13 protein-coding genes are annotated in these 11,364 nt (G+C 68.8%); 6 read left to right on the top strand and 7 right to left on the bottom strand.

Features of this window, described 5'->3' with window-relative positions:
* Positions 1 to 3 precede the first annotated feature (3 nt).
* Positions 4 to 1,191, bottom strand: coding sequence for a pyridoxal phosphate-dependent aminotransferase (locus C6Y53_RS06795; protein ID WP_106471752.1), 1,188 nt, complete (start codon positions 1,189 to 1,191; stop codon positions 4 to 6).
* Positions 1,181 to 2,242 (bottom strand): saccharopine dehydrogenase family protein, encoded by a 1,062-nt coding sequence (locus C6Y53_RS06790; RefSeq protein WP_106473986.1) that lies wholly within the window; start codon positions 2,240 to 2,242, stop codon positions 1,181 to 1,183. The genes C6Y53_RS06795 and C6Y53_RS06790 overlap by 11 nt, the downstream gene beginning before the upstream one ends.
* Before the next feature lie 94 nt (positions 2,243 to 2,336).
* Between C6Y53_RS06790 and C6Y53_RS06785 the strand changes: the two genes are divergently transcribed.
* Positions 2,337 to 3,254, top strand: a complete 918-nt coding sequence (locus C6Y53_RS06785; RefSeq protein ID WP_244614957.1) for a LysR substrate-binding domain-containing protein — start codon at positions 2,337 to 2,339, stop codon at positions 3,252 to 3,254.
* On the opposite strand, the gene C6Y53_RS06780 is transcribed toward C6Y53_RS06785, so the two are convergent.
* Entirely contained in the window at positions 3,229 to 3,951 is a 723-nt protein-coding gene (locus C6Y53_RS06780) for an aspartate/glutamate racemase family protein (protein WP_106471751.1), read from the bottom strand. The two genes, C6Y53_RS06785 and C6Y53_RS06780, sit on opposite strands and share 26 nt — an antisense overlap.
* A gap of 203 nt (positions 3,952 to 4,154) precedes the next feature.
* Here C6Y53_RS06780 and C6Y53_RS06775 point away from each other — a divergent pair, with 203 nt between their 5' ends.
* The 4 genes from C6Y53_RS06775 to C6Y53_RS06760 all read left to right on the top strand — a co-directional run bounded on the left by C6Y53_RS06775 (position 4,155) and on the right by C6Y53_RS06760 (position 7,466).
* Entirely contained in the window at positions 4,155 to 5,123 is a 969-nt protein-coding gene (locus tag C6Y53_RS06775; RefSeq protein WP_106471750.1) for a TRAP transporter substrate-binding protein, read from the top strand.
* A 75-nt stretch (positions 5,124 to 5,198) separates the two neighbouring features.
* Positions 5,199 to 5,729: a TRAP transporter small permease gene (locus tag C6Y53_RS06770; protein WP_106471749.1), complete on the top strand. Its 531-nt coding sequence runs from the start codon at positions 5,199 to 5,201 to the stop codon at positions 5,727 to 5,729.
* A complete protein-coding gene (locus C6Y53_RS06765; RefSeq protein WP_106471748.1) occupies positions 5,726 to 7,024 on the top strand; it encodes a TRAP transporter large permease in 1,299 nt (432 codons plus the stop codon). Before C6Y53_RS06770 ends, C6Y53_RS06765 begins: the two co-directional genes overlap by 4 nt.
* Positions 7,025 to 7,031: 7 nt before the next feature.
* Entirely contained in the window at positions 7,032 to 7,466 is a 435-nt protein-coding gene (locus C6Y53_RS06760) for a universal stress protein (protein ID WP_106471747.1), read from the top strand.
* Positions 7,467 to 7,475: 9 nt separating this feature from the next.
* Here C6Y53_RS06760 and C6Y53_RS06755 read toward each other — a convergent pair whose 3' ends face one another.
* The 4 genes from C6Y53_RS06755 to C6Y53_RS06740 are packed head-to-tail and all read right to left on the bottom strand — an operon-like array spanning position 7,476 to position 9,832.
* The gene (locus C6Y53_RS06755) at positions 7,476 to 8,426 is read right to left on the bottom strand and encodes an energy transducer TonB family protein (protein WP_106471746.1); all 951 of its coding nucleotides are present in this window, start codon (positions 8,424 to 8,426) and stop codon (positions 7,476 to 7,478) included.
* On the bottom strand, positions 8,423 to 8,809 hold the full coding sequence (locus C6Y53_RS06750) for an ExbD/TolR family protein (RefSeq protein WP_106471745.1): 387 nt from the start codon (positions 8,807 to 8,809) through the stop codon (positions 8,423 to 8,425). Before C6Y53_RS06750 ends, C6Y53_RS06755 begins: the two co-directional genes overlap by 4 nt.
* The gene (locus C6Y53_RS06745) at positions 8,809 to 9,156 is read right to left on the bottom strand and encodes a biopolymer transporter ExbD (protein ID WP_244614956.1); all 348 of its coding nucleotides are present in this window, start codon (positions 9,154 to 9,156) and stop codon (positions 8,809 to 8,811) included. The genes C6Y53_RS06750 and C6Y53_RS06745 overlap by 1 nt, the downstream gene beginning before the upstream one ends.
* 28 nt (positions 9,157 to 9,184) lie before the next feature.
* Positions 9,185 to 9,832 carry a MotA/TolQ/ExbB proton channel family protein gene (locus C6Y53_RS06740; RefSeq protein WP_106471743.1) on the bottom strand — a complete coding sequence of 216 codons (648 nt, stop codon included), beginning with the start codon at positions 9,830 to 9,832 and terminating at the stop codon, positions 9,185 to 9,187.
* A 189-nt stretch (positions 9,833 to 10,021) separates the two neighbouring features.
* On the opposite strand from C6Y53_RS06740, the gene hisD reads away from it, so the two are divergent.
* Positions 10,022 to 11,329, top strand: a complete 1,308-nt coding sequence (gene hisD, locus C6Y53_RS06735; protein WP_106473984.1) for a histidinol dehydrogenase — start codon at positions 10,022 to 10,024, stop codon at positions 11,327 to 11,329.
* Positions 11,330 to 11,364: the final 35 nt, after the last annotated feature.

Below are 11,364 nucleotides of genomic sequence, written 5' to 3'. Positions count from 1 at the left end.
ATCTCACCCGCCCGCCTGTTCGGTTTCGATGGCGGCGCCGATGCGGGCCAGCCCTTCGTCCAGTTCGGCCTCGGAATAGGCAAATGACAGGCGGAAATGGCCGGGCAGGCCGAACGCGCGGCCCGGGACCACGGCCACGCCGGCCTGTTCCAGCAGCGCGGCGCAGAAATCGCCGTCGCTGCGCCCGTCGCCCAGCAGCGCGGCGCAGGACGGGAACACATAGAACGCCCCGTCCGGTTCGAGACAGCTCAGGCCCGGCATGGCGTCAAGCGCGGCGACGACGCGGTCGCGGCGGGCGCGAAAGGCCGCGCGGCGGTCGTCGAGCAGTGCCCGGTCCCCGGTCAGGGCGGCCAGCGCGGCGGCCTGGGCAACCGTGCAGGCGCCCGAGGTCGATTGCCCCTGCACCGCGGTCATCGCCTTGATCAGCGGCGCCGGGCCCACGCCCCAGCCGATCCGCCAGCCGGTCATCGCCCAGGCCTTGGACACGCCGTTCACGATCAGCGTCCGGTGCGCCAGTTGCGGCGCCACGGCGGTGAAACTGGCAAAGCGGACATAGCTCAGATGGGCATAGATCTCGTCCGAGATGATCCAGACCTGCGGGTGGCGGTCCAGCACCTCGGCCAGCGCCGCGATTTCGCTGGCGGAATAGACCGCGCCCGACGGGTTCGATGGCGAATTCAGCATCAGCCAGCGGGTGCGCGGGGTGATCGCCGCCTCGAGCGCGGCGGGCGACAGTTTGAACCCGTCCTCCATCGGGCAGGCCACCTGCACGTCGGTGCCGCCCGCGATGCGCACCATGTCCGCATAGCTGGTCCAGAACGGGGTGGGCATGATGACCTCGTCGCCGGGGTCGAGCGTTGCCAGCAGGGCGTTTGCCAGCACCTGCTTGGCCCCGGTGGACACCATGACCTCGGCCAGCTGGCGGCCGTGGTCCTCGGCGATCGCGGCGCGAAGATCGGCGTTGCCAGCGGTCGGCGGATACCGGGTCTGCCCGCCCCGCGCCGCGGCCAGCGCCGCGTCGATCACGAAATCGGGGGTGGGGAAATCCGGCTCTCCGGTGGACAGCGTGACCACGTCGCGGCCTTCGGCGCGCAACAGGGCGGCACGTTCCGAGATACGGACGATCTCGGACAGGTCCAGCCCCGTCAGCCGCCCGGCGCGGCGAAACCCGCCCGCGGGATCATCCAGCATAGCGCGCCCCGTTTTCCGTCTGCAGGAACGCGTCGAGGGGGATGTCCTCCTGGCGCAGGAAACCCGACTTCTCCAGCGTTCCGGCCCGGACCATTTCGATCACGGCGACGACCGAGGACGCGGTGGTCCAGGCGATGGCGGTGCGTTCCTTGCCGGCGATGGTCCGGGGCTTGAGCGCGCGCACGAATTCGCGGCGTTTCAGCGCGCCGTCCTCGGTGCCTTCGGCCGAGACATGGATATAGACCACATCGGCATCCACCGGCGGTTTGGCCCGCACGAGGATCTCGCCGGCCTCTTCGCGCCGCTCGCGCATCAGCAGTTCGTGGAAGAAGAAGTTCATCAACTGGACATGGCCGGGATAGCGCATGGTCTTGTAGTCGAGATTGGGCACGGTCCCGAGATAGGTTTCGCACATCGTGCCCAGCCCACCCGAGGTGGTGAACGCCTCGAGCTCGACGCCGCCGATCACGATCTTTTCGACCCATTCCATCGGCGACACCCATTTGTGTTCGCCTTCCTCCAGAACCTCGCAGTCGTTGAGGTATTCGTTCACAACCCCTTCGGGCGACCAGTTGAAGGAATAGCCCATCAGCCCGGTCGGGTGCTGCGGCAGCGCGCCCACGCGCAGGCGGCAGGCGCGGCAACTGTCGAACTGCGCGATCAGATGGGCGCCGACGATGCCGACGAAACCGGGCGCCAGCCCGCATTGCGGCGCCATCAGGCCGCGCGAGGTTTCGGCCAGTTCCCGGATCGCCTGCGTGGTGGGCACGTCTTCGGTAAGGTCGAAGTAATGGATGCCCAGCGCATGCGCCGTGCGGGCCACGTCCTTGTTCAGGAAATAGGGCAGGCAGGACAGCACCGCGTCAGAGCCGGACAGCGCCGCTTCCAGGCTCGCCATGTCCGAGACATCGAGCGCGCGCACGGGGAAGGGCAGGCCGGTATCCGCCTGCGGCGCCGCATCGAACCCCACGACGTCGAAACCGCTCTGGTGCAGCAGTTCCGCCGCCAGCGTTCCGACCTTTCCAAGTCCCAGGACCGCAACAGATTTCATCAGGTTCACCTCATGTTCGGAATCGCCGCGAGGCTACGCCATTGACTGATGCATAAAAATCCATGAATTACTCAGTAATCCATGATCAAAAGTAATGAATGACATGCTGCATCTCCCGTCGCTCTCTGTCCTGCGCAGTTTCGAGGCCGCGGCAAAGCACCAGAGCTATACACAGGCCGCCGAGGAATTGCGGGTCACGCAGGGCGCGATCAGCCGGCAGGTGCGCGAGCTCGAGGCGATCGTCGGCGTGGCGCTGTTCCGCAAGGCCGGGCGCGGGGTGGCGCTGACCGAGGCCGGGCGCAACCTGGCCGCGCGGTTGCAGGGCGACCTGGACCGGCTGCGCCAGACCGTGGCCTATGCCAGCGCCGCCGGCGACGGGGCGCGGACGCTGTCGATTGCCGTGTTGCCGACCTTCGGCGCCCGCTGGCTGGCGCCGCGCCTGCCGCGGTTCGTCGCCCGCGAGCCGCGCGCGCAGCTGGCCTTTCACAGCCGTGGCGAACCGTTCGATCTGGCCCGCGAAGGCATCGACCTTGCGATCCATTTCGGGTCGGCGGACTGGGTGGGCGGCACCCTGACCCCGCTCTGCCCCGAAGACCTGGTGGCCGTGGCCTCGCCGCTGCTGGCCGACCGCCACGATGTCGAGAGGCCCGAGGACAGCCTGCGCCTGCCGCTGTTGCACCTGAGCAGCCGGGGCACCGCCTGGCAGGACTATTTCAACGGCCTGGGGCTGGTCCCCGACGGCGCGTTGCAGGGCGCCCTGTTCGACCAGTTCTCGACGATGATTGCCGCCGCGACCCACGGGCTGGGCGCGGCAATCGTGCCGACCTACCTGATCGAAACCGAACTGGCGCAGGGCACGCTGGTCATCCTCGGCCAGCCCGAAGGAACCGCGGGCATGTATCATGTGGTCCGGCCAAGGGATGTCGACAACCCGCTGGCCGAGAGCTTTGCCACATGGCTGTGCGAAGAGGCCGAGGCGTCGTCGCTCAGGCGTGTCCGGCACCAGGGCTGAGCGCCGGTCGCCGGTCGGCGGCCGCGCGGACCAGCCAGTGGGCCGCATCGACCAGGTGAAAGACCGGCAGGCCGGTCGCCGCGCGGATCGCCTCGGCATAGGGCGGGAGATTGCCGCATTCCAGCAGGATCGCGCCGAGATCGGGGTTGCCGGCAACAAGGTCGCGCGCGGCGGCGACGACGGTCCGCTCCATCGCGGCCCGGTCGATCCCGGTCGCCTGCGCCGTTCGCGCCGCCAGGAAGGTTCCGGCAAAGATCGCGTCATGTTCGAGCCCGGCAATGGCGACCTCCTGCGGGGCGATGCCCGCCGCCGCCAATGCCCCCGGTCCCAGCGCCCCGCGCGAGGCGGTGAGGATGCCGATGCGGCCGGGACAGGTGGCGCGGATGACGGGGCAGAGCGACAGCGATGACAGCATCACCGGCACTGTCACCTCGGCGGCGATCCGCGCCTGTGCCGACACCAGGAACCCGCAGGTGGACACGATCGCGGTCGCGCCCCGGCCCTCGAGCGCGCGGGCGGCGTGGGCGAACCGGTCCAGCAGGGCGGGCGCGGGCGCCCGGTCCCTGACGATGTCGGGACTGTCGGCGCCCGCGACGATCTCGATGTCGCAGGGGAACGGATAGCTCTCCGCACAGCCGACATCGCCGGCGATTCGGGGAAAGGCGGTGTCGAGCGACAGGATACCAAGCCGTGCCATCGGGTCTCGTTCGTCAGGGTCGTGTCACCCTAATACGCGCGCCGCGCGCGGGAAACACCGGGATGCGTGCGGGCGTTTTCGGGCCAGATCGGGCCAGATCGGGCCGGTTGCCCGCGATTTCGCGCCGTTGTTGCCAGAAGGCGCCATTCGGCGTCTAATGCCGCCCATAAGCAATCCAACACACAGGACAGGGAACCCAGCCGATGACAGTCAAGACAGGCATGATCGCCGCCACCTTTGCCGCATTCGCATGCGGGGCGGCTTCTGCGGAAAAATGGGACATGGCGCTGGCCTATGCCGCCACCAACTACCATTCCGAGATCGCGGCCGAGTTCGCCGCCGAGGTGACCGCGAATACCGACCTGGAAATCGTGACCCATCCCGGCGGGTCGCTGTTCGGCGGTTCCGAGATCTTCGGCGCGGTCCGCAAGGGGCTGACCCCGATCGGCGAACGGCTGATTTCCGCGCTGGGCAATGACGATGCGCTCTACGAGGTGGACAGCGTCCCGTTCCTGGCCACCGGCTTTGACGGCGCGCGGAAACTCTATGACGCGTCGCGCCCGGCGCTGATCGAGACGCTGGAGGAGGCGCGGCTGCATTTCCTCTATTCCTGCCCGTGGCCGCCGCAGGGGTTCTATTCGGTCCGGGAAGCCACCGATCTCGATGCGCTGGCGGGGATGAAGTTCCGCGCCTACAACGCCACCACCTCGAAGATGGCCGAGGGTCTCGGCATGGTGCCGACCAAGGTCGAGGCGGCGGAACTGGCGCAGGCCTTTGCCACCGGCACCGCGCAGTCGATGATCTCGTCGGGGGCGACCGGCTATGACCGCAAGCTCTGGGAACATGTTTCGTATTACTACGACGTGAAGGCCTGGCTGCCGCGCAACATGGTCATTGTCAACGGCAAGGCCTGGGCGGGGCTCGATGATGCCACCCGGGAGGCGATCAACACCGCCGCCGCCAATGCCGAGGAAAAATGCTGGGCCAAGGCCGAGGAACTGGATGGCTGGTATGTCGAGCAGTTCACGGCCAATGACATGACCGTCGGCACGCTGCCGCCCGAGGTCCAGGCCGCGTTCGAACAGGTCGGCGCCGAGATCAAGGCCCAGTGGGCCGAACGCGCCGGCGAAAAGGGCCAGGCGGTTCTGGATGCCTACGAGGCCATGAACTGAGCATCGTTCCGGTCCGGGCTGCGCCCATCGCGGGGGCGGCCCGGAAATTCTCCGTTCATTGAAACAGGAGCAAGGATGATGCGCAGCCTATCGTCATTTCTGGATGGCATCTACCGGCTCGGCGGCCTGCTCGCCGGGGTCGGTCTGGTCTGCCTCTGCCTGCTGGTGCTCTACAGCATCTTGGCCCGGCTGCTGGGGCTCTATGCCGGCGGGGCCACCGATTTCGCCGGCTACGTCATGGCCACGGCCACCTTCCTGGCGCTGGCCGACACGTTCCGCACCAATGGCCATATCCGGGTGCAGCTGCTGGTCCAGAAGATCATCGGCACCCCGCGCCGGGTGATCGAGATCCTGTGCCTGGCGATCATGTCCGGGGCGACCGCCTATCTCGCCTATTACCTCGCGCGGCTGACCCATGACAGCTACGATTTCGGCGAACGCAGCGAAGGCGCGGACGCGGTGCTGCTCTGGATGCCGCAGACGCCGGTCGCGTTCGGCGCCGCGCTGCTGGCGCTGTCGGTGCTGCACACGCTGATACAGGCCCTGTTCGACTATGACGCGGTCAATCCCGAAACCAGCGGGCACGAGGGGCCGAACGAGGTATGAGCGAAGCACTGTCCATCATCATATTCCTGTCGACCCTGTTCGTCCTGCTGGGGCTGGGGGTCTGGGTCGGGGTGTCGCTGCTGGTGACGGCCATCCTGGGCATGGCGCTGTTCACCTCGGTTCCCATCGGCGACGCGATGGCGGTGACGATCTGGGGCGAACAGTCGTCCTGGACGCTCACCGCGCTGCCGCTGTTCATCTGGATGGGCGAGATCCTGTTCCGCACCAAGCTGAGCGAGACGCTGTTCCGCGGGCTGGCCCCGTTCCTGCGCCGCCTGCCGGGCGGCCTGCTGCATGTCAATGTCGGCGCCTCGGCGGTGTTCGCGGCGATTTCCGGGTCGTCCGCCGCCACCGTGGCGACGGTCGGCAAGATGTCGATACCCGAACTCAGCCGGCGCAACTATCCCGAACACATGATCATCGGCACCCTGTCGGGCGCGGGCACGCTCGGCCTGCTGATCCCGCCGTCGATCTCGATGATCATCTTCGGCGTCACGGTCAATGAAAGCATCTCCAAGCTGTTCATGGCGGCGATGATACCCGGGCTCGCGCTGGCGCTGATGTTCATGGCCTATATCGTGCTGTGGTCGCTGCTGAACCGGTCCACCTTCAACCCGGTTCAGGATTTCGACATGTCCGGCCTGGCGCAGCGCCTGGTCGACCTGGTTCCGGTCCTGCTGCTGATCGCGGCGGTGATCGGGTCGATCTACAGCGGCATCGCCACCGCGACCGAGGCCGCCGCGCTGGGCGTGCTGGGATCGCTGATTCTGTCCGCGTGGCAGCGCAGCCTGACCCGCGACAGTTTCGTGGCGAGCGTGATCGGATCGGTGCGGACCACGGCGATGATCATGCTGATCCTGATGGGGGCCGGGTTCCTGTCGCTGGCGATGGGTTTCACCGGCATTCCGCGCGCGCTGGCCGAAACCATCGAAAGCTGGCAGCTGTCGCCGCTGGCGCTGATCGCGATCCTGACGCTGTTCTATATCGTTCTGGGCTGCTTTCTCGACGGACTCAGCTCGATCGTGCTGACGATGGCGGTGATCGAACCGATGGTGCGGGCCGCCGGGTTCGACATGCTGTGGTTCGGCGTCTACCTGATGATCGTGGTCGAGATGGCGCAGATCACGCCGCCGATCGGGTTCAACCTGTTCGTGTTGCAGGGCATGACCGGGCGCGACATGGGGTTCATCTCGCGGGCCTCGTTCCCGATGTTCGTGGTGATGTGCGTCTTTGTCGTCATTCTGGTCCTGGTGCCGGGGCTGGCCACCTGGCTGCCCGGCGTGCTGAGCAAGTGAGGCAGACATGAAAGCGGACACGATCCTCGTCCTTGTCGACATCGCGCACCGGGACAGCGCGCTGGCGCTGCTGCGCGATGCGCGGGACAGCCATGACCGGGCCGATCTGCATGTGGCCTATGTGATGCCCTACGGGTTCTACAGCTATGTCGAGCCCTATGTCTCCGCGGACAGCCAGAAGGCCGCCGCCGACCGCGCGAGATCTGAACTCGCCGGGCTGGTTGCCGAGGCCGGGCTGGAGGGCGTGGCCACCCATGTCCTGCGCGGTGGCATCGGCGAACAGGCGATGCTGCTGGCCCAGGACATCGGTGCCGACCTGATCGTGATCAACGCGACCCGCAGCGACAGCCGCCACACCTCGCTGGGCACCCATGCGGCGCAGATCGCCCGGCACGCGCCATGCAGCGTCCTGTTGCACAGGGTGGCGGCAGCCAGGCGCTGACCGCCGCGATCAGCGGCCGACGATGCTGATGGTGAAGCTGCGCCGCGCGTTGCGGGGCGGGGCGGGAAAGGGCGCGGCTCGGCGCACCACCTGCAGGGCGGCGGCGTCCAGCCTGGCCGAGCCCGAGCTCTTGGCCACCGACACCCCCGAAAGCCCCCCGTTCGCAGCGATGGTAAAGGCGATGACCGCCTTGCCGCGCACGCCCACGCGGGGTTTCGAGACGCGCGAGATCTTGCGCATCACCCGGCCGGGATAGGAACTGGCGGCGGCATTGCCCTGTTCGGCCCCCCTGGCCGCCGCGCCGCTGCGCGACGATTTCGCCGCCGCCTGGCCGGTGACCGATCCCGCCGCCTGGTCGCGGTTCGCGTTCCCGGCCGGTTGCGCCCTGGGTGGCGGCTGGCGGGGCGGCTGCTTTGCGGGGGTCTGCGGTTTCGGAACCGGTGCGAGATCGGGCTGGCGGGCAACCGGGCGCGGCGAGGCCGCGACCGCCGAGGCCGCCGAGGTCGCCGGGTCTGGCGCCGCGGCTGGCGGCGGCACATCCGGCAGCGCCACGGTTTCCGGCGGCAACGCGGCGAGGCGCTCCAGCGCGGGCGCCGAAACCGGTCCGGGCGCAGGCGCGGGCAGCACGGGCGGGGCGGGCACCGGAACCGGTTGCAGCGGATCGGCGGCGGTCAGGACCGGCGGGGCTGGCGGCGCCGGTTCCGCGTGGGTGATGGTTTCCACCGGAACGGGCCGGATCGGATCGGTGGTTTCCGCGTCGCGGGTCCGGTCGGGCGGCACCGGCGACAGCGTGCCCGCGACCAGATCGGCGAAGCCGGTGCCGATACGCGCCGGAGCCGTGCCGGGGCTGCCTTCGATCTCGACCCGGTCCGCGTCATGCAGGCCGACCAGAACCGCCCCATGCGCGGCCACGGCCAGCAGCAGCGCGGCACCCATTCCGGCGCGTGACGCGGGGATCATTCCAGCCCCCGTTCGGTGACGACCAGTATCCGCCCCGCCCCGGCCGCTTGCAGCGCGCGGGCGATGGCGACCAGTTGCCCTGCTGGCAGGTCGCGGTCGGGCACGATCCGGATCTCGGCGCGGTCGGTTTCATCCAGCGTGGCCAGATAGGTTTCGGGCGTTGCCACGTCGTTGCCGCGGAAACTCAGCCGCCCGTCGGGATGGATGACCAGCGTGTCGGGGGGCGCCCGGCCATCCAGGTCCTGCGTGCGCACCAGCCGCAGCGACCTGTCCAGCGGTTGCGCCAGCGTGCCGGCCACCATGAAGAAGACCAGCATCAGGAACACGATGTTGATCAGCGCGATGGTCGGTTCGCGAAACCTGCGCCGCCCCGCCGCCCGCATCACGACCCCAGCACCGTGACCGCCACACCCCGGACCGGGCGCAGCGCGACCAGCAGGTCGGTCAGCCGCTGCGCGGTCACGCCGTCCCCGAGACTGACGAGAACGGGCGTGGTCGTTTCGGGCCCGGCCGATTGCGCGAGCCGCCCGGCCAGATCCTCCAGCGCCAGTTCGTCGCCGTTCAGGCTCAGGCCGTCGGCGCCAAGTCGCAGGAACAGCGGGCGGATGTCGCCCGACACCGCGCCGCCGCTGCCCGCCGCGGCAAGCTCGACCTCGGCGAACCGCGAGAATGTCGAGGTCAGCATGAAAAACAGCAGCAGCAGAAAGATGATGTCGATCAGCGATGTCATCGACAATCGCCGCCGACGGCGCTGACGCCTAGGCATGATGCGCGGCCGGATCGGCGGCGGGTTCGGCGCGGCCGATCGGGTTCCCGATCGTGTTGATCGCGCGTTCGGCCAGCACCCGTTCGGCATCCATGCGCGCCTCGAGCCAGCTGAGCACGGCCGAGGTGGGCATCGCGACGACCAGTCCGACCGCCGTGGTCAGCAGCGCCACCCAGATCCCGCCCGCCAGCAGCGACGGATCGACCTGCGCCCCGGCCTCCTGCAACGCGCGGAAGGCGTCGATCATGCCCAGGACGGTGCCGAACAGCCCCAGCAGCGGGGCCAGCTGCGCCACGGTGTCGAGAAAACGGAACCCCCGTTCGAGGCGGGCGAACCGGGTGTCGGCCTCGGCCAGCAGCCGGTCGCGGATACCGTCGGGGCCGGCAAAACCCATCGCCACGACCGGCGCCAGGTAGCTGGTGGAGGCGCTCAGGCGGTCGCGGGCGGTTGTCCGGTCGCCCGCATCCCACAGCGCCACCGCTTCGCCCAAAGCCCGGTGCCGGCCGACCCCGGCGGCCGAGAACTGCCACAGCTTGTAGAGCACCAGCGCCAGGGTCAGGATCGAAATGACGATCAGGACGGCCACGACCGGCCCGCCGAGGTCGACGGCCTCTCGAACGGCCTCGAATAGATGTGTCATTGCCGCGCTCCGTTGGCAGTTCGCGGGATATGTAGCATTGCGGCTCCGGTGCTGTCCGCCCCCAAAATTAGCCCCTGCGGCCGCGGTTGCAACCGGCCGCAGATCGGTTCTGTTCCCGGCGCCGGTTTCGTGCTTTGGTCGTGGCGGGCGGGCGGCCTGCCCGCCGCAATCTGGCAGGGAACCGGTTTCATGACCCGCGAATATCTCAAGAAGGCAACCCTGTCCGCCGGTTCCGACGCCCCCGAGGTCCATGCCGCGGTCCGGGCGATTCTCGACGATATCGAGAAGGGCGGCGAGGCCGCGGCGCTGGGCTACGCGGCGAAATTCGACCGCTATGACGGCGATATCCTGCTGGACGACCGGCAGATCGCGGCCGCCTGCGCGCGCGTCCCCGAGCAGCTGAAACGCGATATCCGTTTTGCCCATGACAACGTGCGCCGGTTTGCCGAAGCGCAGAAGGCGTCCATCGCGGATGTGGAGCTCGAGGTGGTGCCGGGGCTGACCGTCGGGCAGCGGGCGATCCCGGTCGATGCCGCCGGCTGCTATGTGCCCGGCGGGCGCTACAGCCACGTCGCCAGCGCGATCATGACCGTGACCACCGCGCGGGTGGCCGGATGCGGCCATGTCACCGCCTGTTCGCCGCCGCGCCCCGGTATCGGCATCGCCCCGGCGATCGTCTATGCCGCCCATCTCAGCGGGGCCGACCGCATCCTGGCCATGGGCGGGGTGCAGGGGGTCGCGGCGATGACCTTTGGCCTGTTCGGCCTGCCGCCGGCCAGGATCCTGGCCGGGCCGGGCAACCAGTATGTCGCCGAGGCCAAGCGCATCCTGTTCGGGCGGATCGGCATCGACATGATCGCGGGCCCCACCGACAGCCTGATCCTGGCGGATGCGGGCGCCGATCCGCATGTCGTCGCCACCGACCTGGTGAGCCAGGCCGAACATGGCTACAACTCGCCGGTCTGGCTGGTCACCGACGACCGGCGCCTGGCCGAGGAGGTGCTGGCGCGGGTGCCGGTGCTGATCGACGACCTGCCGCCGCTGAACCGCGACAATGCCGCCGCGGCCTGGCGCGACTATGCCGAGGTGATCCTCTGCGCCGACCGCGAGGACATGGCCGCCACGTCGGATGACTATGCGCCCGAACACCTGACCGTGCAGGCCGATGACCCGGACTGGTGGCTGAACCGGCTGACCTGCTACGGATCGCTGTTCCTGGGCGAGGAAACCACCGTGTCCTTCGGCGACAAGGCGACCGGCACCAACCATGTGCTGCCCACCTCGGGCGCGGCGGCCTATACCGGCGGGCTGAGCGTCCACAAATACCTGAAGGTCGTGACCTGGCAGCGGTCTACCCGCGAGGGCATGAAGCCGGTGGCCGAGGCCACCGCGCGCATCGCCCGGTTGGAGGGGATGGAGGGCCATGCCCGCGCCGCGGATGTGCGGCTGGCTAAATATTTCCCCGACGAGGAATTCGAGCTGGGCGCGACCCCATGATCCGCGCCCCGGCGGGCGGCGCAACGAGAAAGGAC

This window comes from Pukyongiella litopenaei (genome assembly GCF_003008555.2).
Classification (GTDB): Bacteria; Pseudomonadota; Alphaproteobacteria; order Rhodobacterales; family Rhodobacteraceae; genus Pukyongiella; species Pukyongiella litopenaei.
This window is presented reverse-complemented; position numbering and strand designations above follow the sequence as displayed.

What these genes read in the sequence shown, in the direction of transcription:
- C6Y53_RS06780 (WP_106471751.1), bottom strand. Translation starts at nt 3,951, where the DNA reads ATGGCACGGCTTGGTATCCTGTCGCTCGACACCGCCTTTCCCCGAATC.
- C6Y53_RS06795 (WP_106471752.1), bottom strand. Translation starts at nt 1,191, where the DNA reads ATGCTGGATGATCCCGCGGGCGGGTTTCGCCGCGCCGGGCGGCTGACG.
- C6Y53_RS06760 (WP_106471747.1), top strand. Translation starts at nt 7,032, where the DNA reads ATGAAAGCGGACACGATCCTCGTCCTTGTCGACATCGCGCACCGGGAC.
- C6Y53_RS06765 (WP_106471748.1), top strand. Translation starts at nt 5,726, where the DNA reads ATGAGCGAAGCACTGTCCATCATCATATTCCTGTCGACCCTGTTCGTC.
- C6Y53_RS06740 (WP_106471743.1), bottom strand. Translation starts at nt 9,832, where the DNA reads ATGACACATCTATTCGAGGCCGTTCGAGAGGCCGTCGACCTCGGCGGG.
- C6Y53_RS06775 (WP_106471750.1), top strand. Translation starts at nt 4,155, where the DNA reads ATGACAGTCAAGACAGGCATGATCGCCGCCACCTTTGCCGCATTCGCA.
- C6Y53_RS06755 (WP_106471746.1), bottom strand. Translation starts at nt 8,426, where the DNA reads ATGATCCCCGCGTCACGCGCCGGAATGGGTGCCGCGCTGCTGCTGGCC.
- C6Y53_RS06750 (WP_106471745.1), bottom strand. Translation starts at nt 8,809, where the DNA reads ATGCGGGCGGCGGGGCGGCGCAGGTTTCGCGAACCGACCATCGCGCTG.
- C6Y53_RS06745 (WP_244614956.1), bottom strand. Translation starts at nt 9,156, where the DNA reads ATGACATCGCTGATCGACATCATCTTTCTGCTGCTGCTGTTTTTCATG.
- C6Y53_RS06770 (WP_106471749.1), top strand. Translation starts at nt 5,199, where the DNA reads ATGATGCGCAGCCTATCGTCATTTCTGGATGGCATCTACCGGCTCGGC.
- C6Y53_RS06790 (WP_106473986.1), bottom strand. Translation starts at nt 2,242, where the DNA reads ATGAAATCTGTTGCGGTCCTGGGACTTGGAAAGGTCGGAACGCTGGCG.
- hisD (WP_106473984.1), top strand. Translation starts at nt 10,022, where the DNA reads ATGACCCGCGAATATCTCAAGAAGGCAACCCTGTCCGCCGGTTCCGAC.
- C6Y53_RS06785 (WP_244614957.1), top strand. Translation starts at nt 2,337, where the DNA reads ATGAATGACATGCTGCATCTCCCGTCGCTCTCTGTCCTGCGCAGTTTC.